The following is a 21,213-nucleotide window of genomic DNA, read 5'->3' as shown; positions in this document are numbered from 1 at the left end:
ATGTCCCTGCTTGCCTCATTAAAAGGTCGGCTGTCGCTGCCGGCGATCGGCTCGCCGCTCTTCATCATCTCGGTGCCCGATCTGGTCGTGGCGCAATGCACCTCCGGCATCATCGGCTCCATGCCCTCGCTCAATGCCCGCCCGGCCGAGCAGTTCGAGGAATGGGTGCTCGAGATCCAGGAGCGGCTGGCGAAGCACGATGCGCAGCACCCGGACCGGCCGGCGGCGCCCTTCGCGATCAACCTCATCGTCCACAAATCCAACGACCGGCTGGAGCAGGACCTGGCGGTCTGCGTGAAGCACAAGGTGCCGATCATCATCACCTCGCTCGGCGCGCGGCCGGAGGTATGCCAGGCGGTGCACGGCTATGGCGGATACGTGCTGCACGACGTCATCAACCAGACCTTCGCGCACAAGGCCGTGGAGAAGGGCGCGGACGGGCTGATCCTGGTGGCGGCCGGCGCCGGCGGCCATGCCGGTGCCATCTCCCCCTTCGCCCTGATGCAGGAGACCCGCGCCTGGTTCGATGGGCCGATCGCGCTCTCCGGCTCCATCGCGGGCGGCAACTCGATCCTGGCGGCCGAGGCGATGGGCGCGGATTTCGCCTATATCGGCAGCGCCTTCATCGCCACGCACGAGGCGCGGGCGATCGAAGAGCACAAGCAGATGATCGTCGATTGCAGCGCCCAGGACATCATCTACACCAACCTCATCAGCGGCGTGCATGGCAACTACCTGAAGCCCACGCTGAAGCGCGCCGGCCTCGACCCCGACAACCTGCCGACTGAGGGGGGGCTCGCAGATGAGTTTCGGCACCGACCGCAGCAAGCGGCGCTGGAAGGATATCTGGGGCTCCGGCCACGGCATCGGCGTGGTGAAGGAAGTGGTGCCGGCGCGCGACCTGGTTGCCCGCTACCGGCGCGAATACCACGCGGCACGGGCGCGCCTCGGCGCCGGCAATGCGCTGCTGAACCCGGCCTGGGAAAAGCTGCTCGAAGCCGCGGCCGAATAGGACAAGGAGCCGGGGTATCGCTCTACCCCGGCCTTACGGGAACGGGGAGGGCCTGGTCCCCCCGTCAATCCATTGCCTGATGCGCCGGACCCGCAGCCGCCAGGCGTGGCGGCCGGCGCATCAGCGGCAGCATCAGCAGCATCGCCAGGGCCAGCAGCATCAGCAGCTTGAAGTCGTCCACATAGGCGATGATGCTGGCCTGCCGCGTGATTTCCGCATTCAGCAGCGCCGCGCCGTGCTGGGTCGCCGGGTCCCAGAAGCGGTGGATCGCGGGCCACTCGAACAGGCGGTTCAGCGGGCTCACATGCTGCACCAGTTCCGAATGGACGACCTGCGTGTTGCGCGTCAGCAGCGCCGCCATGGCGGAGATGCCGATGGCGCTGCCGAGGTTGCGCAGCAGGCTGATCAGCCCCGTGCCATCGGTGCGCAGCCTGGGGTCCAGCGTGGCGAAGGCCACCAGGTTCAGCGGGATGAAGACGAAACCCAGGGCGAAGCCCTGCAGCACCGTCGTCGTCACCAGCGTCCGCATGGAAACATCCGGCGTCCAGCCGGTCATGTCGTAAAGGGTCCAGGCCAGCAGCAGGATGCCTGACAGCATGACCTTGCGCGGGTCGAACCGGGTGGCCAGCCGGCCGGCGATCAGCATGGCCGCCATGGTGCCGAGGCCCCTTGGCGCCATGATGAGCCCGGCCGTGAAGACCGGGTAGTTGCCGAGCGTCTGCAGATAGGGCGCCAGGAGCGCCGCGGTGGAAAACAGGATGGCACCCACCGCGAACATCACGCCGAGGCCGCTGACGAAGTTCCGGTCGCGGAAGATGCGTGGCGGGATGAAGGGGTGCTCCGCCGTCGCCATGTGGACGAGGAAGAGATAGATGCCGAGGCCGGCCAGCACGGCCTCCACGATGATCTCAGTCGAGCCGAACCAGTTCAGCAACTCGCCGCGGTCGAGCAGGATCTGCAACGCGCCGATGCCGAGCGACAGCACGCCGAAGCCGAGCCAGTCGAAGCCCCGCCCGCGATCCGCCTGTTCCCGCTGCATGAAGAAGAGCAGGCCGAGGAAGGCGAGCAGGCCGAAGGGCAGGTTGACGTAGAAGACCCAGCGCCAGTTCCAGGATTCGGTCAGCCAGCCGCCGAGGGTCGGGCCCAGGATCGGCCCCACCATCACGCCCATGCCCCAGATCGCCATGGCCTGGCCGCGCTGCTCCGGCGGATAGATGTCGAGCATGGTCGCCTGCGACAGCGGCACCAGCGCCGCCCCGAAGGCGCCCTGCATCAGCCGGAAGATCACCATCTGCGGCAGCGATTGCGCCGCGCCGCAGAGCAGGGAGGCCAGCGTGAAGCCGCCGATCGAGGCGAGGAACACGGCCTTCCGCCCGAACCGCGCCGCCAGGAAGCCAACCGGCGCCGTCATGATGGCGGCCGCGGTGATATAGGAGGTGAGGACCCAGGTGACCTGGTCCGCGGTGGCCGTCAGGCCGCCCTGCATATAGGGCAGGGCGACATTGGCGATGGTGCCGTCCAGCGCCTGCATGAGCGTCGCCACCATGGCGCAGACGGTGATCAGGGCGCGGTGCGGGACCACGCCCGGATGGTGGGGGTCTGCCACGCAGCCCTCCTCAGAAGATGTCCGAGAGGTGCCGGACGTGGCCGGTATCGATGCTCACCACCGCGCTCATGCCGGCGCGGAGCTGCGGCGCATCCGCGGGCTGCTCCACCCGGACGCGCAGCGGGATGCGCTGCACCACCTTCACCCAGTTGCCCGAGGAATTCTGCGCCGGCAGCACGCTGAAGGTAGAGCCGGAAGCCGGGCTGATGCTCGCCACCACCCCGGTCCAGACCCGGTCGGGATAGGTGTCGATCGTCACCGTCACCGGATCGCCCGGCTTCACATGCGTCAGGTCGGTCTCCTTGGGCTGCGCATCGACCCAGACATGATCGCTGGAGACCAGGGCGAAGGCCGGCGTGGCGGCGCCGAGATACTGGCCCGGCTGCAGGCTGGACACCTGCGTCACGATCCCGGCAAAGGGGGCATGGATGGTGGTGTGGTCGAGTTGCCGCTCCGCCTCGGCGACGCGGGCCTCGGCTTCCACGTAATCCGGGTGCTGCTCCACCGGGGCCTCGGCCGATCCGCCCAGCTTCACCAGTTGCACCTGCGCCTGGGCGCGGAGCGATTCCGCCTGTTGCTGCGCCTGCTGCAGGCCGAAGCGTGCCTGGTCGAAGCTGGCGCGGGAGACGGCGCTGGTGCTCACCAATTGCGCCTGACGCTCGTATTGCGCCTGGGCGAGCTGCACCGCCGCCTCCTGTGCCGCGATGTCGCGCTGGATGCGCCGGTAGTCGGCCTGCATGGCGGCGAGGTTGAGCGCGGTCTGGCGAAGCTGCGCCCGGGCGCCATCCAGCGCATGGCGGAACGGGGCGGGGTCCAGCTGGAACAGGACCTGGCCGGCTTCGACCTTGTCGCCCTCATGCACGGCGATCCGCTGCACGATGCCGGAGACGTCGGTGGCCACCAGCAGCTTGTCGGCCTGGACATAGGCGTCATCGGTCCCGGCATAACGGCCGCCCTCCAGCCAGAAGACGCCGGCGCCGACCGCCACCGCCAGGATGCCGCCCAGCATCAGCGCCGGGCGCAGCCAGCGGCGGCGCCTCGGGGTTTCGGGCGCCGAGGCATCCTCCTCCAGGTTCTTGAAGACGCGAACGGATCCTTCGGGCATCTCGGGGTGGTCTTTCTCAGGCCGCTTCGCCGGGCAGGGCACCAAGGGCGAGCAGGTTGGATTTCATGGTCAGCAGCGCGGCGATGGCAGCAGCGCGCTGGGCCTCGGGCAGGTTGCGCGTCGCCGCGGCATCGAAGGCGTGGCGGGTCTCGTCGATCTCGGCCAGGACCGGTGCGGCGGCGGGGGTGAGGTGCAGCCGCCAGACTCGCCGGTCGGCCGGGTCGGCGCAGCGCTTGACCATGCCGCGGGCCTCCAGCCGGTCCACCAACCGGCCGACGGTGATCGGCTCGACCTCCAGAAGCTCCGCCAATTCGCGCTGGGTCATGCCGTCCCGGCGGCGCAGCCGGAACAGGATCATCCACTGCGCCCGGGTCATCCCATGGGCACGGGCCCGGCGGTCGGCCAGCGTCCGTACCAGCCGGGCGACATCATGCAGCAGGATGAGCAGATCGGTATCCGAGCGGTCCGGCATGGCAACTCCTAACGCCGCTGAACATAAGCAGCGTTATCATCCCCTCAATACCGAGGGCGATACGACCAAGCCGCGAATTTATGAAAAGGCGTTCATTCTAGAGCATGATGCGTTCACCTTCGTTCACGCATCATGCTCCAGGCCTTTGTCTGGTCGCGTGATTCACGCTTTTCGGTGCGAGCACCTCAAGCGATCACGCTCTAATACTCAAGTTCATAGGAGAGGCCGATGCGGTCCCCGGCCGGGCCGGTGGCCGTCTGGCCCTCCAGCTTGAGGCGCGGCGTGATCTCCACCTGCACGCCGACACCGGTCTGCCCGCTCTGACCCTGGCGGACGCCGAGGAAGACCCCCGGCGCCACATAGCGCCCCGCCTCCACCGCCGCACCGGTGCCGGCGGTGTCGCTGGTGATGCCGAGCCGGTCGAGACCGAGCGCGCCTCGCACCCGGTCCAGCGCACTGGTGCCGCCGCCGATGCCGGTGAGCTGCCCGATCGCGCTGGCCAATTGCACGATCTCGAAGGGCGAGAGGTTGCTGGTGGCGCGGTCGAACAGCAGCCGCGCCAGGATCTCGTCCTGCGGCAGTTCCGGCGTGGAGGTGAAGGTGACTTCGGGCGCCGCCGGGGTGCCCTGGACCTTGACCGTGATGGTGGTCTGCCGCGCCTGGGCCGTCGCCGTCAGGTCGAGTTGCGGCGTCAGGGTGCCGGAGACGAAGCCGATGGTGCCGCGCTGGAAGGTCAGGCGCCGCGCCAGCACGTCCAGCGTGCCGCTGCGGAGCGTCAGTTGGCCCTGCGGCACCGGCACGGCGGCGGTGCCGCCGATCGTCACCTCCCCGCCCATCTCCACATCGATGCCGCGGCCGCGGATGAACACCCGGCCCGGCGCCAGGACCCGCACCGCGAGGTTGATCGGCGGCGCCGCCGGCGTGACGGCCGCCGGCGGCGGCGGTGGTGGGGCCGCGGCCGCACCCGGCCGGCGGCCGACCTGCCGCACGTTGGTGAGGGTTGGCACGCTCGCCGGCAGGCGCTCCGGCACCCGGATCTCCGCCTGCTGCACCCGGACCTCGCCCGCCAGGCTGCCGCCGCCGAGCAGCGGCCCGGTCAGCCGCAGATCGGCACCGATCGTGGCGGTGACGAGATCGGAGGTCACCGGCCGGGCATTGCGTGCCGTCAGCGTGATATCGGCCGGCAGGCCGGGCGCCCCGGCATCCAGGCTGCCGCTCAAGGTGATGCTGCCGCCGCCGGGGGTGCGCCCCTGCAATTGCTGGATCACCAGCCGCGTCCCGTCGCCCACCACCGTGCCGGCCAGGTTGTCGATGCGGACGCCGTATTCGGCATTGCGGTAGCCGCCGCCGGAGAGCGTGGCGCGGCCGCCGAGCTGCGGCGTGCCGACGGTGCCCTCCGCCCGCAAGGCTACCGCGATCCGCCCGCTCACCCGGTCCGCCCCGGCCGCCAGGAAGGGGCCGGCCAGGGGCGCCAGGGCGAGGTTCCCCTCCAGCGAGGCGGCGAGCGGCGCCTGCGGGCCGAAGCCGCCGGGCAGCCGCGCCGTGGCGGTGAGGCGGCCGGCGGGGCCGGCATCGATCTCGGCGCGAAGCTGCGCCGCCTCGCCGGCCATCGAGGCTTCGGCCCGCAGCATCAGGGCCGGCAGGCCAAGCGCCCAATCCGCCCCGGAGCGCAGCCCCGAGCCTTGCAGGGTGGCCTTGATCTCCGGCCGACCGACCGGGCCGGTGACGCGCACCTCGCCCGACACCGTGCCCTGCGGCTGAAGATCCGGCACGAAGCGCTCGGCCAGCGCGACCGGCAGGGCCGAAAGCGTGACCGTCAGATCGGCCCGTTCCGGCCCCCAGCGTCCGGCGGCCCGGACCTGCCCGCCGCCCTGGACGGCGAGCGCCAGCCCCGGCACCTCGACCCCGCCATCCGCGCCCAGCACCACCCGCGCCGGGGCGGCGAGGCGCAGCGCCTCGCCCATCGCCTGCGCCTCCAGCGCCGCGAGGTCGAGCCGCCAGCCGCCATTCGCCGAGGCGAGGCTGCCGCGGCCGGAGACTGCACCCGCATCGGCACGGCCCTGGACGGTCCAGTCGAGCGCCGCCGGGGTGCCGCTGGCGGTGGCCTGCAAGCTGCCCTCGGTGCCGGCCAGGGCCAGGCGGGGGGGCATCGAGCCTTGCATTGAAGCCTTGCAGCCCCTGGGCGGTGGGGTTGAGCCGGGCTTCCAGGACCAGCCGCCCGACCAGATCGGCCAGCCCGGCCAAGCGGCCGAGCGGGGCGAGGTCCGTGGCCTCCAGCCGCGCCGTGCCGTCGAACAGCGCCGCCGCCGGATCGAGCAGCCCGGTCAGGGAGAGCCGCGCCGGGCCGAGCCGCGCCTCGCCCTGCTCCAGCCGCAGCTTGCCGCCCTCGGGCTGGCCGCGGAGCGCGAGGCTGAGCGGCATCTCGGCCAGGCGGCCGGCCAGATCGGCCTGGACCCGCGGGGCGGAGAGGGGGGTCTCGACCCTGGCCTGCAACCGCAGCGCTTCCAGTACCCGACCCGCCGCCTCGATCCGCCCGGATTCGGCGGTGATGACGAGAGTCGGGTCCGCCAGGCTGCCGCTGGCCTGCACCACCGCCTCCAGGGCGCCTTCCGAGCCGGGGCCGAGCACCGACAGCCGCGGCAGCGAAAGTCGGGCCTGCAGCGCGAGCGGCTCGGCCAGGCTGCCCTCGGCCGCCAGCCGCCCGGCCGCCCCGGCCAGCACCAGGTCCAGGCTGGGGCCGGGCAAGGCGGCTCGCAGCGTGAGGTGCGGGGTGGGGCCGAGCACCGCATCGGCCTGCGGGATGCCGGTGGCCAGCCCCTCGGGCGTCGCCTCCAGCGAGACTTCCGGCCGGCTGATGGTGCCGCCGATCCGCGCCTCGGCATGGGCGCCGGTCCAGCCGATCCCGGCCGGGAGCAGGGCGGCGAAGCGCGCTGATTCCGCGAGGTCGAGGATGAGGCGAAGGTCCAGCGCCTCGCTGGCCAGATCGGCGCTGCCGCTGGCGCTGACTTGGCCGGCCGGCAGGCCCAGGCGCAGGCTGCGCAGCGCCAGGCGCCGGTTCGCCGGCAGGTCGGCGTCGAGCGAGAATTGCACCGGTGTGGCAAGCGGCGCCAGATCGGGCGGCAGCAGCGGCGCGGCGCGCGCCTGGCCCTCCAGCCGCGCTCCAAAGGCACCGTCCGGCGTGGCGCGGACCTCGCCCCGGGTGGAGAGCGCGATCTCCGGCCCAAGCCCCGCTTCCAGGGTCAGGGCGGCGCCGCTGGCGGGGCCTTGCAGCCGCAGGTCAAGTGCCAGCGGATGCTGCGGCAGCCCGAGCAGGCTCGGCACCAATCCGCCCGGGGCTTCCCGCAGCGCGACCTCGGCCGAGAGGCGGCCGGAGGCCGGGGTCAGGGCGATATCGGCGGTGGCGCTGCCCTCGGCGTCCAGCCGGCGCAGGTCGAGTTTGGCTTGCAGGCTGCCCGAGCGCAGCGCCGCCTGGCCGCCTATGGAAAAGGCGGCCGCCTGGCCGGCCACTGCTGGTTCCAGTTCCAGCCGCCGCACCTCCAGCCGGTCGATCGAGACATCCACCGGCAGTTCCGGCAGTTGCAGGAAGCCGCCGGAGGTGGGTTGCGCCGGGGCCGCCGCGGGGTTGCTCTCCGGCAGGCGTTCCAGCCGCAGCAGATCGGCTTCCAGCGATTCCAGCCGGAGCACGCCGCGCAGCAGGGCCGTGGGGGCGAGGTCGAGCCGCGCCCTCTCCAGCACCAGCCAGACCCCTCGCGCATCCGAAAGCGTGATCCGCCGGGCCGTCGGCTGGGCCCGCCAGGTGCCTTCCAGCCCCTCCACCCGCAGCCCGGGCACGAGCGATTCCAACTGCCGTTCCAGCCAGGTGCCGCCGCCGGAGCCGCTGTCCTGTGCCAGCCCGGTCAGGGCGAACAACAGCAGCCCCGCCAGCACGGGCAGCAGGATGCGCAGCCGCCGGAGTCCGGAGAATCCCCTCATCTAGAACGCCTGGCCGATGCCGATATAGAGCCCGTAGCCGGAGGAGCCCTGCTGCTTCACCAGGGGCAGCGCGACATCCGCCCGGATCGGCCCGATCGCCGTGTAGTAGCGGAGCCCCAGCCCCGCGCCCGCCCGCAAGGTGGAGAGATCGGGGGCGGAGCCGGTGCCGACCGTGCCGGCATCGAGGAAGGCCACCGCGCCGAAATCGCCCCAGACGCGCTGCCGCCATTCGATGCTCGCCTCCAGCAGGCTGGCGCCGCCGGAGGGCTTGTTGCGGGTATCCCGCGGCCCGATCGACTGGTAGTCATAGCCACGCACCGAACCGCCGCCGCCCGCATAGAAGCGCTGATGCCGCGGCACATCCGACCGGCCGGCGCCGAGCAGCGAACCGACCGTCCCCCGCACCGCCAGGATGCTGCGCCGGTCTCCCGACACGTCCCAATAGGTGCTGCCGGTCAGCCGGAGCGGCGCGAAGGGCGCGGTATCGCGCAGGCTGAGGGAGGGGGTGAGGCTGCCATTCGCCCGCCAGCCGCGCGCGGGGTCCAGCAGGCTGTCGGAGCCATCATAGCGGCCGGCGAAGGTGAAACCGATGATCTGGTAGGGGTCGAGCTTGCCGTCCGGCGGGCCGATCCGGCCGAAATCGGCGACCGGCCCGGCCTGCACCGAAAGCCGCTCGGAAAGCCGCCGCTCCAGCAGGACCGAGGCGGTGATGGCATCCCGGTCATAGGCATCCAGCCGCTCCCGCAATGCGCCGAGGCTGGCGACGAGCGTCAGGTCGCGCCCAAGCAGGCCGGGGCGGCGGAAGGTGGCGCCGGCGCGATAGGTCATCTTGTCGACCCCGTCGCCGGCGCCGATCCGTGCCACCTCTGCTTCCAGCCGCAGCCGCTCGGCATGGCCGAAGAGGTTGCGGTGCTCCCAGTAGATCCGGCCGGAGGGGCCGTAATTCGTTTCATAGGCCAGGCTGACGCCCAGCGCGTGGCGGGCGCGCTCGGTGACGGTGAAGGTGGTGGGCAGGCGGCCGGCCTCGTCCAGCCGCTCCGCCGCCCGGGCCCGCACCGATTCGAAGGCGCCTAATGCCATGAGGTCCTTCCGGGCGCGCTCCAGCCGCTCCGGGCTATAGACGTCCCCGGCGATGCGGCTGGCCTGGCGGCGCAGGAAGGCGGGGTCGACCCGCACCGCGCCCTCCACATCCGGCGGCGCGAATCGGGCGAGCGGGCCGGGGGCGAGGCGCCACGCAACCTCCATGCTGTGGTTGTCGTGGTTCACCACTGCCTCCCGGTTGGCCACCGTCGTCAGCGGATGGCCGGAGGCAAGCAGCCGGTCCCGCAGCGTCCGCTCGGCGCTCAGCACCGGCCCGGCCTGGGCCGGGTCGCCGGGGGCGAGGCCGAAGGGCTCGGCGGTGGCCGCTGCCACGGCCTCAGCGCCGGCCGGGTTCTCGGGCCGGACGGTGACGCTGGTGATGCGATAGACTTGGCCGGGCTCGGCGATGATGCGGACCGGAACCGGCTCCGGCCCCGCCCGCTCCAGCCGCTCCGCCAAGCCGGGACTGCCGAGCGGCAGGCCGGCGATCTCGATTCGCGCCGTCCCACCCCAATAGCCTTCGGATTGCAGGGCGCGGAGCAGCCGCTCGCGGTCGCCCTCCGCCCGGCTGAGCACGCCGATTGGACTCGTCGGCGCCTGCTCCTGCAGCCGGGCCAGTTGGGAAACGGCGGCCAGCGCGGCATCCAGCCCGGCATCGCCGGTGGGCTGGATCTCGACCCGATAAGGCAGGATGGAGGGTTCGTCCGGCGTCTCCACGGGCGGCGCGGCGTCCGGCGCAGGCGGCGCCTGCTGCGACACCGCGGGACCGGCGAGCAGCAGCAGCAGCAGTGGCAGGGAATGGCGAGGGCGCGGCACTGTTTCGAAAGCACTTTCCTGCGCCGGGGTTCCCGGCGGGGGTGGCAGGGGCAGGGGGCACGGACTAGGTTTCTCCCATGGATAGCACCCTCGCCGAAACCCTCACCCGCTGGCGTCGCCACCTGCACGCCCATCCCGGCCTCACCCTGCATGAGGGGCCGACGGCCGCCTTCGTCGCGGAGCAGTTGCGGGCCATGGGGGTGGAGGTCACGGAGGGGGTCGGTGGCCATGGCGTGGTCGGCACGCTCCGCCGGGGCGGCGCCGGCGGCGCCTCCAACCGCTCGGTCGGGCTGCGCGCCGATATGGATGCGCTGCCGATCCAGGAACTGAGCCCGCTGCTGCCGCACCGTTCCACGGTGCCGGGGGTGATGCATGCCTGCGGCCATGACGGGCATACCACGGCGCTGCTCGGGGCCTGCGCCCTGCTGCAGGCGGACCCCTCCTGGACCGGCACGGTGCAATTGGTCTTCCAGCCGGCCGAGGAGGGCGGCGGCGGCGCCCGCTCCATGATCGCGGACGGGCTGTTCCAGCGCTTCCCGATGGAACGCATCTTCGGCTGGCACAACTGGCCGGGCCTGGAGGCCGGCACCGTCGCGGTGCATGATTCGGCGGTGATGGCGGCCGGCGCCCGCTTCGAGATCGCCTTCGAGGGCCATGCCGGCCACGCCGCCCTGCCGCATATGACGCGCGACCCGATGATCGGCGCCGGCCATTGCATCGTGGCGCTGCAATCCATCGTCGCCCGCAACCTGGACCCGCTGGATGCCGGCGTCATCAGCGTCACGATCGCCGAGGCGGGGGAGGCGCAGAACCAGATCGCGCACCGGGCGGTGCTGAAGGGCACCCTGCGCTTCCTGCGCGACGCGACCGGCGATGCGCTGGAGGACGGCATGCGCCGGGTGGCGCAGGGCATCGCCGCCGCCTTCCAGCTTGAGGCAGAGGTGGCAATCCGCCGCGGCGTGCCCGTGACCGTCAACCATCCGGCCGAGCGCGAATTGGCTGCCGAGGCCGCCGCCGCCGTCACCGCGCTGCGCCGCGACATCCCGCCGGCCATGACCGGCGAGGACTTCTCCTGGTTCCTGAAGGAGGTGCCGGGCGCCTTCGTCTGGATCGGCAATGGGTCGGCGGAGGGCGGGCGCGAGCTGCACAGCCCGCATTACGACTTCAATGATGCGGTCCTGCCTGTCGCCAGCAGCTATCTGGCCGAGGCGGCGAAGCGGGCGCTGGCGGGGCGCTGACCGCGATCGGCCGGTGTGCCGGAGAGATGGAAAGGCCGCGCCGCAAACCTCTGATTTTATGGCTTTTCCCAGGACCCTCCAGAGCCGGCGAATGATGCCCTGGCGCCCAATGACCGCGGCCTGTCTCCCAGCCGTCCTGGCCCTGGCCGATGCCGTGCATCCCGACCATCCCGAGGATCGGGAGGTCTTTGCCGAACGCCTCGCGCTCCATCCCGCTGGCTGCCTTGTGCTGGAGGCGGATGGCGCGGTCTGCGGCTATGCCCTGGCGCATCCCTGGAGCATCGTGGCGCCACCGGCGCTGAATGCGCGCCTTGGCCGGCTGCCGGTGCGGCCGGACACATTGCATCTGCATGATATCGCGCTGATCCCCGCCCTGCGCGGCGCCGGGCAGGCGGCGGCGGCGCTGGAGATTCTGCTGGGCCAGGCCAGCGCGCTTGGCCTGCCGCGCGCCACGCTCGTGGCCATCGCCGGCAAGCAGGGCCACTGGGCGCGACGGGGCTTCCATCTCCTGGCGCCGCGCGACCCGGCCCCGCTCCGCAGCTATGGCGCCTGCGCCAGCTTCATGGCGAAGCCGCTACCTGGCTGAACCCGTGGCGTGCAGCCTGCACCGCCTCCCGCGTCGCCAACGGGTCGTCGAAGAGGCAGGTGCGGCAGCCCTCGATCTGCTGCCAGTCGCGATTGCGGAGCTGGCGGAACAGCAGGTGCCGTCGCTGATCCTCCAAAAGATCGGGCAGGGCCGCCGTGGCGAGCGAGCCGAGGTCGCTCCGCTTCGGAAAGTCGTTGCAGCAGGTCAGCAGCCTGCCATCCCAATCGATGATGAGATCATAGGCGAGGTCCTGGGTGCAGGCCCCTGTAATTGGCGAAATATGCATCTCCAGCACGCCCTCGGTCATGGCGGCTCGGTTGGTGAAGGGCTGGAAGTCCACCCCTCGGGCGCCGAGGCCGATGGCCCAGGCTTCCAGCGCCGCCAATTCCGCCCGGTTCCGCCGGTGCACCGGCACCGCGAGCACCGCCTTCCGCCCCGCCAGCGCCAGCAGGGCCTCGACGCGCGGCATCACCGTGGCGAAGCGCAGCGGCGCCATCAGTCTCTCATAGACCTCCGGCACCAGGCTCTCGACATGCACGGCGATGGAATCCGCGGCCTCCACCACCGCCGCCTGACGCGGCACGAAAGCGGCGCCGGTGGTGCTGACCGTCACCGGCACGCCGAGCAGCGCTGCCTTCAGCCGCCCGATGCGGCTGGCCAGGTTGCGGTCGATCAGCGGGTCGCCGAACAGGCCGAAGCCGATGGCGCCGGTGATCGGCAGGCCGCAGCCGGCCAGCCCTTCCAGCAACCGATCGAAGATGCGCTCCGGCATCACCTCGCCACGCGGCACCTGCAGCCAGGGCTTGTTGGTCGGGCAATGCAGGCAGGAGGCGGTGCAGATGCCGCTATTGCCGATCACCACATTGCGGATGCGGTCGAGCGGCCAACGGTCGAGCTGGCCATGGGTGCCGGACCAGTCCACGGCATCGCCCGGGTCAGCCCTCTGCACCTTCACGGCCCGCAGCCGGAACTGGCCTGCGGCGGTGGAGGCCCAGAGCCGCAATCCCACCTCCTGCGGCGCCTCCAGCCGGAATTCCAGGATCAGATGGTCCGCGAGGGTCACGAATTCCCGCGTCGATTATCCAGGCGCGGCGGGCGGCGAACTGGCTGCCTTCAAGCTGCCGGATCCCGATGACCAGCTCGGCGCCCAGCGGCGGCTCGGGCGGCAGCATGACCTGGAAGCGCGCGGCGTGATGTCCTGCCGGCAGCCGCACCCGCTCCGCAAAGAAACAGCCTGGCCCCGCCGGGTCGGCCAAAGGCGGCCGGTGCCGCGGCGGCGGGGTCACATGCTCATGCAGGATGATCTGGCCCTTGGCCGCCACGGCCTGCCCCCTTTGTCCGGCACCAGGGGCGATGCATAGCCAGGGTTGCGCGGAAAATGCCAGCCTCGACTCAGGAGAGGCGCGCCTGCAGCCATTGCCCCGCCGCGGCCACCGCCTGCCGCGCCGCACCGACATGGCCGATGGCGCGCAGGAAGCCATGCACCGTGCCGGGAATGACCGCCGCCTCCACCGCCACCCCGGCCTGCCGCAGCCGGTCCGCCATGGCCAGATTCTCGCTGGCCAGCACATCGAGTTCGGCGATCTGCAGCAGGCAGGGTGGCAGGCCGGCCAAGTCGCCCCGCAGCGGCGCCGCGAGGGGGCTCAGCCGGTCGGCCTCACGGGGCGCGTAGCTCCGCCAGTAGAATTCCATGCGCTCCAGGGTCAGCCCGTAGCCGGTGGCGAATTCGCGGTAGCTCGGCGTATCGAGCCGCGAGTCGAAGACCCCGTAATTCAGCAGCAGCCCGCGCAGTGCCACGGGCTTCGCCGCCTCCCGCAGCAGCAGCGCCGCCCCGGCGGCGAGGTTGGCCCCGGCGGAATCGCCGCCCAGCACGATGCGCGCCGGGTCGAGGCCCCACTCCGCGCCATGCGCCGCGACCCAGGCGGCCACCCCGGCGCATTCCTCCAGCGCCTGGGGGAAGGCCGCTTCCGGGCTCAGCGCGTAATCCGGGCCGATCACCGCGCAGCCGGCGGCGGCGGCGTATTCGCGCATCAGCCGGTCATGCGTGTCGATGCTGTTCCAGACCCAGCCGCCGCCATGCAGATAGACCAGCACGGGCAGCGGGCCGGTACCGCGGCTGGGCCGATGCACCCGGCACTGGATGCGCCGGCCGCGGAGCGGCAGCCAGCGATCGGTGCTCTCGGCCATCGTCGGCCCGCCTTCGGCCAGCGGCAGGTTCAGCGCCTCGGTGAGCGCGCGCGGCTCGTCGAAGGGCAGGGTCAGGCGAATCGGCGGCTGCCGCTGCGCCGCCGCCTCCATCATGGCGTTGAAGGCGCGCATCTCCGGGTCCAGCCTCGGGTCTTCCGCCATGCATCCCTCCTGTCCTTGCCGGACAGTGGAGGCGGTGGCGCGGCGTCCCGCAAGGGGGGAACCGCCCCGCAGGCTTCGGTTGCGGGGTCGCCTTCAAAGGATCATGTTGCACTGCACCATGCCCAATCTCCTCCCCATTCGTGGCAAGCCCGGCTTCCAGCAGGCTGCCCTGTACAACCCCCAAAGCGTGGTCCTGGTGGCCGACCCGGCGGTGCCGGAAGCGGCGATCCTGGCGCGCAACCTGGGCGCCGGCGGCTTCCATGGGCGGCTTTTCTCCGTCGGATTGCCGGCCGAAGGGCTGACGGAAAGCCCCTCCATCGCCGAGCTGCCGGAAGCCCCCGACCTCGCGGTGCTCTGCCTGCCGCCCGAAGCGCAGGAGGCATCCATGGCGGCGTTGGCGGCGCGGGGCTGCTATGCCGCGATCCTGCCCGGCGCGGCGCCGGACCTCGTGGCGATCTCGGCCCGGACCGGCGTGCGCGCGCTGGGGCAGGGAAGTTTCGGCCTCTGCATCCCGGGCATCGGCCTGAATGCCTCCTTGACGCATCTGGCGCCGGTACCGGGGCGCCTGGCGCTGGTGACGCAATCCGCGGCGCTGGCGCGGGCGGTGCTGGATTGGGCGGCAGCGGAGGCCGTGGGCTTCAGCCATGTCATCGGCGTCGGTGGCAATGCCAGCCTGGGCTTCGCCATGGCGCTGGATTGGCTCGCGCGCGATGCCAATACCGGCGCGGTACTGCTTGATATCAGGCGCATCCGTAACCGCCGGTCCTTCATTTCGGCCGCCCGTGCCGTCGCCCGCACCCGGCCGGTGGTGGCGATCCGGGCCGGCGGGCGCAGCGCGGATGCCTCCGGCATCGGCGATGCGGTGCTGGAGGCGGCGCTGCGCCGCGCCGGTGTGCTGCGGGTCTCCGGGCTCGAGGACCTGCTTTCCGCCGCCGAGACCCTGGCGCGGGTCCGGCCCCGGCAGGGCGGTGGGCCGGCGGCGGCGCAGGGCGACCGCATCGGCATCGTCACCAATGGCATCGGCATCGGCCAGCTTGCCGCGGATGCGGTGATCGCCGGTGGCGGTCGGCTGGCGGTGCTGTCGGAGGAAGCGCTTGCCGCCCTCACCCTGCTGCTGCCGGAGGGCTGGCGGCCTGGAAATCCGCTCTCGCTCGGCCCCACGGCGGGGCCGCGCCTGGCGGAGGCCGCCGCGATGCTGGCGGGGCTGCCGGAGGTGGACGCGGTGGTGGCGTTGCATGCGCCGGCGCCGGAGGGGATGGAGCCGGGCGCGGGCGGCGATGTCACCGTCGCGGCACTGATCGCCGCCACCAAGGCGGGTGGCGGCCGGGCGGCGCCGATCCTGGCCGGCTGGGTCGGGCAGGCCAGTGCCGGGCCGCAGCGCCAGGCGCTGGCACGGGCCGGACTCGCCGCCTTCGATACTCCGGAAGCCGCGGTGCGCGGCGCCCTGCATCTCGCGCGGGACCGCCGCAACCGCGCCGCCGCCGCGGAATTGCCGCCGCGCGAGGTGCTGGAACTGGCCCCGGACCGTGCGGCGGTGGAGCGCATCCTGGCCAAGGTCCGCGCCATCGGCCGGCTCACATTGACCGAGGAGGAGGCGCTGGGCGTGCTGGCCGCCTACGGCATCCCGACGGTGCCCGGCCGCCGCGCCGTCGGTCCGGAAGAGGCCGCGGATGCCGCCGCCATGCTGCGCCCACCCGTGGTGCTCAAGATCCTGAGCCCCGACCTCGCCCATAAGAGCGAGGTCGGTGGCGTGGTGCTCGGCCTTGATTCACCTGCGGCGGTGCAGGAGGCGGCGGTGGCCATGCTCCGCCGGGTCCGGGCGGCGCGGCCGGAAGCCCGGATCGAGGGTTTCCTGGTGCAACGCCAGGCCGCGCGGGCGCTGGAATTGCGGCTGCGGCTCGGCGACGACGCCATGTTCGGCCCCTGGATCGGCTTCGGCCAGGGTGGCACCGCGGCGGACCTGGCGGGGGATGAGGCCTATGACCTGCCGCCGCTCAACCTGGCGCTGGCCGGGCAGTTGATCGCGCGGTCCCGCACCGCCCGGCTGCTGGCCGGCTTCCGCGACTGGCGGCCGGCCAACCAGGCGGCGGTGGCGGATGCGCTGGTGCGCCTCAGTCAGATCGCGGTGGACTTCCCGGAGATTGCCACGCTCAGCATCAACCCGCTCTTCGCCGATGCGGAGGGGGTGCTGGCAGTCGATGCCGAGCTTGCCTTGCGGCCCGCGGGCGAGGCTGGGCGGCTGGCGATTCCGCCCTATCCCGGTGAACTCGCGCTGCCCTTCCGCACTCCGTCGGGGGAGGTGCTGCTGATCCGCCCGATCCGGCCGGAGGATGCCGCCGCCCATGCCGAGGCCTTCCGCAATCTGGCGCCCGAGGATGTGCGGTGGCGCTTCTTCTCACAACTCCGGGAGATGTCTCCCGCCCTGGTCGCGCGCCTCACGCAGATTGATTACGGCCGTGAAATGGCATTCATTGCCACCCGGCGCCGTCCTGGCCAGCCGGAGGAGACGGTCGGGGCGGCGCGGCTGATCCGCGAGCCCGCGGGCGAGTTTTCGGGGGCGGAGGCCGAATTCGCCGTCATCGTGCTGCCCGGTATGAAGGGGCAGGGCCTGGGCCGGCACCTGATGGAGCGGCTTTTCGACTGGGGCCGTGCCAATGGGGTTCGCAGCGTCGTCGGCCATGTCCTGGTCGACAACCGCCCCATGCTCGGCTTCGTCCGGGCACTGGGCTTCGGCCTGCGGCGCTCGGCCGAGGAGGAGGATGTGATGGAGGCGCGGCTGGACCTGTAAGGTGTAGCGCCGCCGGCTATTCCGGCGGCCGCGCCTCCCTTGCCATCTCGCGCACCCGGGCCGCGCCCTCGGCACCTTTCAGCGCGTCCCGCCAGGCCGTTTCGGCAATCCGCTGATGGATCGCCACCGCCTCGTCCGCGGCGGTGATGGTGGCCACGCCGATGCCGGCATTGGGGCCGGTATCGGCGGCGAAGGGGCTGCCGACGACATGCGCGCGGTCCCGCCCGCGCAGCACCATGAAGCTGCCGGAGGGGTCCGGCCCGGCGGTGAGCCCGAGCTGGATGCCGATCGGCACCGATTCCATCAACGCCGCCAGCGCCTCCGCCTCCGCAAGGGCGGCGGCGCGGCAGCGCGCGCGGGTGCGCTCCGGCACCGGCAGTCCGGCGGCCACGCCATCCTGCAGGAAGCGGCGCAGCGACCCTTCGGACAGGATGCCGATGATGCTGGGCCGGCGCTGCTGGTAGAGCTTGCGGCGGGCGGCGAGCAGGCCGAGCGCCTGGTCGGCGGCAGTGCGGGCGGCGGCCCGTTCCGGCGCGGTATTGGCGGCTTCGGTCCAGGCTTCAGCCAGGGCGCCGTCGAACCCCTCGGTGGCGGTCTGGTAGCAGACCGCGCCGCCGACCAGCAGGATCTGGTCGGCTTCCTCCTCGACCTGACGGAGGCGTTCCTGGAAGGCAACCGGCCGGGCGAAATACTCGACCCCGATCCCCAGCAGGGACAGTGGAGAGATTTTCAGCAACTCGGCCAGCCGCCGGATGGTGTCCAGCTTGATGACCTCGCCCTTTTCGTAGCGATAGAGCGCGGCACGGGAAACCCCGAGTCGGGCGGCGATCTCCTCGGCTCGCAGGCCAGATTCGAGGCGGTAGGCGCGCAACTGCTGCCCGATATCCGCGAAACGCATTTCGACCTCCGGTAGCAAGTCCATTCAGGAAAGCTGACCAAATTGAGACAAAATCTCAGCCAGCTTCCGATTCGCTTAAAAACATGAACCAAGCTGCGCCCGCGATCAAGCATCTCCGCGCCTGGAGGGTTCCTTCGTTGCGCCGCGCCGCGTCATGTGAGGGCCGCGCGCCGCGCCAGGACAGGGCGGCGCGGCGGCTCCCCGGCTCAGCCCTCCGTATCGGGCGCGACCTTGTGGGCCGCCATCGTCTCCAGGGCCTTGACCATGCCAGAATGGTCCCAGCCGCCGCCGCCCGCCGCAGCGCAGGCCGAGAACAACTGCTGCGTGCTCGCGGTATTGGGCAGCGCCACGCCCAGTTCCCTGGCCGATTGCAGCGCCAGGTTGAGGTCCTTCTGGTGCAGCACGATCCGGAAGCCCGGGTTGAAGGTCCGCTTGATCATCCGCTCCCCATGCAGTTCCAGGATGCGGGAGGTGGCGAGGCCGCCCATCAATGCCTGCCGCACCCGGGCCGGGTCGGCGCCGGCCTTGCTGGCGAAGACCAGGGCCTCGCCCACCGCCTCGATGGTGAGGGCGACGATGATCTGGTTGGCCACCTTGCAGGTCTGGCCGGCGCCATTGGCCTCGCCGACCAGGGTGATGTTCTTGCCCATGGCCTCGAACAGCGGCCTGGCGCGGTCGAAACCCGCTTGCGGACCGCCCACCATGATGGTGAGCGAGGCCTGCTTGGCACCCACCTCGCCGCCCGAGACCGGGGCATCCAGGTAGTCGCAGCCAAGCGCATTGATGCGGGCGGCGAAATCCTTGGTGGCGGTCGGGCTGATCGAGGACATGTCGATCACCAGCTTGCCGGAAGAAAGCCCGGCCGCGACCCCGCCCTGGCCGAACAGCACCGCCTCCACATCCGGGGTATCCGGGACCATCAGGATGATCACCTCGGCCGCGCGGGCGATGGCGGCGGCATCCGGCAGCACGGTGGCGGCGGCGCGAATTTCGGCGCCGAGGCTCTTCCGCTCGGGGACAAACAGCTCATGCCCGGCGGATTTGAGGTGCAGCGCCATGGGCTGGCCCATGATGCCGAGGCCGATGAAGCCGATCTTCATGCGGTGTCTCCGATTCCCTGCTGTGTTTGCGTTCAGGACTTGTAGGGCTGGAACCAGCCGAGCCCGTCCAGCGTGGCGCCGGCGGGGCGGTACTCGCAGCCGATCCAGCCGCGGAAGCCAAGCTCGTCGATGCGGCGGAAGACGAAGGGCCAGTTCACCTCGCCGGTGCCGGGCTCGTGCCGTCCGGGATTGTCGGCCACCTGCATATGCGCGATCAGCGGCAGGTGCTTCTCCACCCGCTTGACGATGTCGCCCTCGGTGACCTGGCAGTGGTAGAGGTCGAATTGCAGGCCGATCCGCTCCGGCCCGATCGCCTCGATGATGGCCGCGCCCTCATCCGTGGTGTTGAGGAAGAAGCCCGGGATGTCGCGGTGGTTGATGGGCTCGATCACCGGCTTCACACCCAGCTTCGCGCATTCCTCCGCCGCCCAGGCGAGGTTCACGGCATAGGTGGCCAGCAGGGTGTCCCGCGGCACGCCGGGGGGCGTGAGGCCGGCCATCACATGCAGCCGCGGGCAGGCAAGCGCGGTGGCGTAGTCGAGCGCCTTGCGGATGCCGTCGCGGAATTCCTGCCCCCGGCCAGGCAAGGCGGCGCAGCCGCGCTCGCCCGCGGCCCAGTCGCCGGGGGGCGCGTTGAACAGCACCTGCGAGAGGCCATTGTCCTGCAGCCGCCGCGCGATCTCGGCGGCCGGGAATTCATAGGGAAAGAGGAACTCCACCGCCGCGAAGCCGGCCGCCCGGGCGGCGGCGAAACGGTCGAGGAAGGGGAGTTCGGTGAACATCATGGAGATGTTGGCGGCGAAGCGCGGCATGGCGCGGCTGGTCCCCCGGGGTTTGGATTGGTAGCTGGATCGGCGGCTGGGTCGGCCGCAGGCTACCGGCGTGGCGCCATGCTGGCTACTGCCGGGCATCCGATCGCCGCAGATGCGCGGCCCTGCCAGACCGTGCAAGCTGGGCGCGAATCGGAGGCGTGATGCAGCCCGAACCTTTCCACCCGGCCCGCGCGCTCGGGCTCATCGCGGTGCTGACGCTCGCCGTCGCCTGCCTGATGGTGCTGCGGCCCTTTCTTTCGGCGCTGCTCTGGGCGGCGATCCTGGTCTATTCGACCTGGCCGGCCTATCGCTTCCTGCGGGAGAGGGCGAAGCTCTCCGCCGGCTGGGCCGCCGGCGCCATGGTGCTCGCGGAATTCCTGCTGATCGGCCTGCCGCTGGTCTTCGCCACGCCCACCCGGCGGGAGGACGTGGAAGGACTGCGCAACGCGGTGGAGACGTTGCTGACCCAGGGCATGCCGGGACTCGGCGACTGGCTGGGCCGGGTGCCGCTGATTGGTGGCTACCTCCAGCCCTGGTTCGAGGGGCTGGATCTCGGCTTCGCCGGCCTGGCGCAACTGGTGCGCCCCTATGCCGGCAGCTTGGCGCAAAGCCTGCTGGCGGTCCTGCTGGCGGTGCTGTCGGGCCTGGCCGAGGTGCTGGTGGCGATCTTCCTGGCCTTCTTCCTCTATCGGGACGGGCCCGCCATCGCCGCGCGGAGCGAGGCGGTGCTGGCGCGCCTCGGCGGCGACCGCACCCAGCGGCTGATGGAGCTGACCGGCAACGTGACCCGGGGCGTGGTTTATGGGCTGCTCGGCACCGCGCTGGTGCAGGGGGTGATGACCACCTTCGGCCTTTGGATCGCGGGGGTGCCGCGGCCGGTGCTGCTCGGGGTGGTTGCCGGGGTCATTTCCATCATGCCGGTGGGCGCGCCGATCGTCTGGATTCCCGCCACCCTCTGGCTGTTCAGCCAGGGGGGAGACGGGCTGGGCGATCTTCCTCGGGCTCTACGGCGCCTTCGGCATCAGCAGCGCCGACAACGTGATCCGGCCCTGGCTGATCGCCCGCGGCGCCGACCTGCCGCTGCTGCTGACCCTGCTGGGCGCGCTGGGCGGGGTGCTGGCCTTCGGCTTCCTCGGCCTGTTCCTCGGGCCGGTCCTGCTGGCCGTGGGCTTCAACCTGTTGAAGGACTGGGCGGCGGAGGGCGGTTCCGGCGGGGCCGGCCCTGCCTGAGTCACTTCCCCGCCGCCGGGCCGCGCCCTAATAGGGGCGGACCATCTGGAGATCCCCGGGATGCCGGGGCGGGGGACAGGAAGATGCAGCGATGGATCCGGGCGGCCGCCGTGCCGTGCCTGGCCCGCATCGGCGGCGATGCCGGGGCA

Annotated in this window: 16 protein-coding genes and 1 pseudogene; 7 read left to right on the top strand and 10 right to left on the bottom strand. The window is 71.8% G+C overall.

Annotation, left to right across the window (positions count from 1 at the left end; all coding sequences use genetic code 11):
• The gene (locus KSF81_RS17215) at positions 1–1,092 is read left to right on the top strand and encodes a nitronate monooxygenase family protein (protein WP_254453589.1); all 1,092 of its coding nucleotides are present in this window, start codon (positions 1–3) and stop codon (positions 1,090–1,092) included.
• Here the strand turns inward: KSF81_RS17215 and KSF81_RS17210 are convergent.
• From KSF81_RS17210 to KSF81_RS17195, 4 genes are all read right to left on the bottom strand, one after another.
• The gene (locus tag KSF81_RS17210) at positions 1,077–2,618 is read right to left on the bottom strand and encodes a DHA2 family efflux MFS transporter permease subunit (protein WP_309139595.1); all 1,542 of its coding nucleotides are present in this window, start codon (positions 2,616–2,618) and stop codon (positions 1,077–1,079) included. The two genes, KSF81_RS17215 and KSF81_RS17210, sit on opposite strands and share 16 nt — an antisense overlap.
• Before the next feature lie 10 nt (positions 2,619–2,628).
• Positions 2,629–3,723: an HlyD family secretion protein gene (locus tag KSF81_RS17205; protein ID WP_217380026.1), complete on the bottom strand. Its 1,095-nt coding sequence runs from the start codon at positions 3,721–3,723 to the stop codon at positions 2,629–2,631.
• A gap of 16 nt (positions 3,724–3,739) precedes the next feature.
• Positions 3,740–4,195 (bottom strand): MarR family winged helix-turn-helix transcriptional regulator, encoded by a 456-nt coding sequence (locus tag KSF81_RS17200; protein WP_217380025.1) that lies wholly within the window; start codon positions 4,193–4,195, stop codon positions 3,740–3,742.
• Between the two features lie 200 nt (positions 4,196–4,395).
• Entirely contained in the window at positions 4,396–6,345 is a 1,950-nt protein-coding gene (locus KSF81_RS17195) for a translocation/assembly module TamB domain-containing protein (protein ID WP_217380024.1), read from the bottom strand.
• Between the two features lie 19 nt (positions 6,346–6,364).
• On the opposite strand from KSF81_RS17195, the gene KSF81_RS17190 reads away from it, so the two are divergent.
• Positions 6,365–7,129: a hypothetical protein gene (locus tag KSF81_RS17190; protein WP_217380023.1), complete on the top strand. Its 765-nt coding sequence runs from the start codon at positions 6,365–6,367 to the stop codon at positions 7,127–7,129.
• Positions 7,130–8,167: 1,038 nt separating this feature from the next.
• On the opposite strand, the gene KSF81_RS31565 is transcribed toward KSF81_RS17190, so the two are convergent.
• On the bottom strand, positions 8,168–10,063 hold the full coding sequence (locus KSF81_RS31565; RefSeq protein ID WP_217380022.1) for an autotransporter assembly complex family protein: 1,896 nt from the start codon (positions 10,061–10,063) through the stop codon (positions 8,168–8,170).
• 77 nt (positions 10,064–10,140) lie between these two features.
• Here KSF81_RS31565 and KSF81_RS17180 point away from each other — a divergent pair, with 77 nt between their 5' ends.
• Entirely contained in the window at positions 10,141–11,301 is a 1,161-nt protein-coding gene (locus KSF81_RS17180) for an amidohydrolase (RefSeq protein ID WP_217380021.1), read from the top strand.
• Between the two features lie 109 nt (positions 11,302–11,410).
• Positions 11,411–11,887 (top strand): GNAT family N-acetyltransferase, encoded by a 477-nt coding sequence (locus tag KSF81_RS17175; protein ID WP_217380020.1) that lies wholly within the window; start codon positions 11,411–11,413, stop codon positions 11,885–11,887.
• On the opposite strand, the gene KSF81_RS31560 is transcribed toward KSF81_RS17175, so the two are convergent.
• Positions 11,862–12,950 carry a radical SAM/SPASM domain-containing protein gene (locus KSF81_RS31560; RefSeq protein WP_217380019.1) on the bottom strand — a complete coding sequence of 363 codons (1,089 nt, stop codon included), beginning with the start codon at positions 12,948–12,950 and terminating at the stop codon, positions 11,862–11,864. The genes KSF81_RS17175 and KSF81_RS31560 overlap by 26 nt on opposite strands.
• A gap of 329 nt (positions 12,951–13,279) precedes the next feature.
• On the bottom strand, positions 13,280–14,236 hold the full coding sequence (locus KSF81_RS17165; RefSeq protein WP_217380018.1) for an alpha/beta hydrolase fold domain-containing protein: 957 nt from the start codon (positions 14,234–14,236) through the stop codon (positions 13,280–13,282).
• Positions 14,237–14,339: 103 nt separating this feature from the next.
• Here KSF81_RS17165 and KSF81_RS17160 point away from each other — a divergent pair, with 103 nt between their 5' ends.
• Positions 14,340–17,024 (top strand): GNAT family N-acetyltransferase, encoded by a 2,685-nt coding sequence (locus KSF81_RS17160; RefSeq protein WP_254453588.1) that lies wholly within the window; start codon positions 14,340–14,342, stop codon positions 17,022–17,024.
• A gap of 16 nt (positions 17,025–17,040) precedes the next feature.
• On the opposite strand, the gene KSF81_RS17155 is transcribed toward KSF81_RS17160, so the two are convergent.
• The 3 genes from KSF81_RS17155 to otnI form a co-directional block, all read right to left on the bottom strand.
• Positions 17,041–17,922 (bottom strand): helix-turn-helix domain-containing protein, encoded by an 882-nt coding sequence (locus KSF81_RS17155; RefSeq protein WP_217380017.1) that lies wholly within the window; start codon positions 17,920–17,922, stop codon positions 17,041–17,043.
• Between the two features lie 206 nt (positions 17,923–18,128).
• Positions 18,129–19,022, bottom strand: coding sequence for a 2-hydroxy-3-oxopropionate reductase (locus KSF81_RS17150; RefSeq protein ID WP_217380016.1), 894 nt, complete (start codon positions 19,020–19,022; stop codon positions 18,129–18,131).
• A 32-nt stretch (positions 19,023–19,054) separates the two neighbouring features.
• Entirely contained in the window at positions 19,055–19,834 is a 780-nt protein-coding gene (gene otnI / locus KSF81_RS17145; protein ID WP_217380015.1) for a 2-oxo-tetronate isomerase, read from the bottom strand.
• A gap of 161 nt (positions 19,835–19,995) precedes the next feature.
• Here otnI and KSF81_RS29925 point away from each other — a divergent pair.
• Both KSF81_RS29925 and KSF81_RS31555 read left to right on the top strand, forming a co-directional pair.
• Positions 19,996–20,751, top strand: a pseudogene (locus KSF81_RS29925) (AI-2E family transporter); the annotation flags it as partial.
• Between the two features lie 121 nt (positions 20,752–20,872).
• Entirely contained in the window at positions 20,873–21,064 is a 192-nt protein-coding gene (locus tag KSF81_RS31555) for a hypothetical protein (protein ID WP_309139729.1), read from the top strand.
• Positions 21,065–21,213 lie beyond the last annotated feature (149 nt).

It is taken from the genome of Siccirubricoccus sp. G192, from assembly GCF_019084075.1.
Lineage (GTDB): Bacteria > Pseudomonadota > Alphaproteobacteria > Acetobacterales > Acetobacteraceae > G192.
This window is presented reverse-complemented; position numbering and strand designations above follow the sequence as displayed.

Excerpts from the sequence above, each read along its gene's own strand:
- KSF81_RS17215 (WP_254453589.1), top strand. The coding sequence starts at position 1 with ATGTCCCTGCTTGCCTCATTAAAAGGTCGGCTGTCGCTGCCGGCGATC.
- KSF81_RS17205 (WP_217380026.1), bottom strand. The coding sequence starts at position 3,723 with ATGCCCGAAGGATCCGTTCGCGTCTTCAAGAACCTGGAGGAGGATGCC.
- KSF81_RS17200 (WP_217380025.1), bottom strand. The coding sequence starts at position 4,195 with ATGCCGGACCGCTCGGATACCGATCTGCTCATCCTGCTGCATGATGTC.
- KSF81_RS17195 (WP_217380024.1), bottom strand. The coding sequence starts at position 6,345 with ATGCCCCCCCGCCTGGCCCTGGCCGGCACCGAGGGCAGCTTGCAGGCC.
- KSF81_RS17180 (WP_217380021.1), top strand. The coding sequence starts at position 10,141 with ATGGATAGCACCCTCGCCGAAACCCTCACCCGCTGGCGTCGCCACCTG.
- KSF81_RS17175 (WP_217380020.1), top strand. The coding sequence starts at position 11,411 with ATGACCGCGGCCTGTCTCCCAGCCGTCCTGGCCCTGGCCGATGCCGTG.
- KSF81_RS17165 (WP_217380018.1), bottom strand. The coding sequence starts at position 14,236 with ATGGCGGAAGACCCGAGGCTGGACCCGGAGATGCGCGCCTTCAACGCC.
- KSF81_RS17160 (WP_254453588.1), top strand. The coding sequence starts at position 14,340 with ATGTTGCACTGCACCATGCCCAATCTCCTCCCCATTCGTGGCAAGCCC.
- KSF81_RS17155 (WP_217380017.1), bottom strand. The coding sequence starts at position 17,922 with ATGCGTTTCGCGGATATCGGGCAGCAGTTGCGCGCCTACCGCCTCGAA.
- KSF81_RS17150 (WP_217380016.1), bottom strand. The coding sequence starts at position 19,022 with ATGAAGATCGGCTTCATCGGCCTCGGCATCATGGGCCAGCCCATGGCG.
- otnI (WP_217380015.1), bottom strand. The coding sequence starts at position 19,834 with ATGCCGCGCTTCGCCGCCAACATCTCCATGATGTTCACCGAACTCCCC.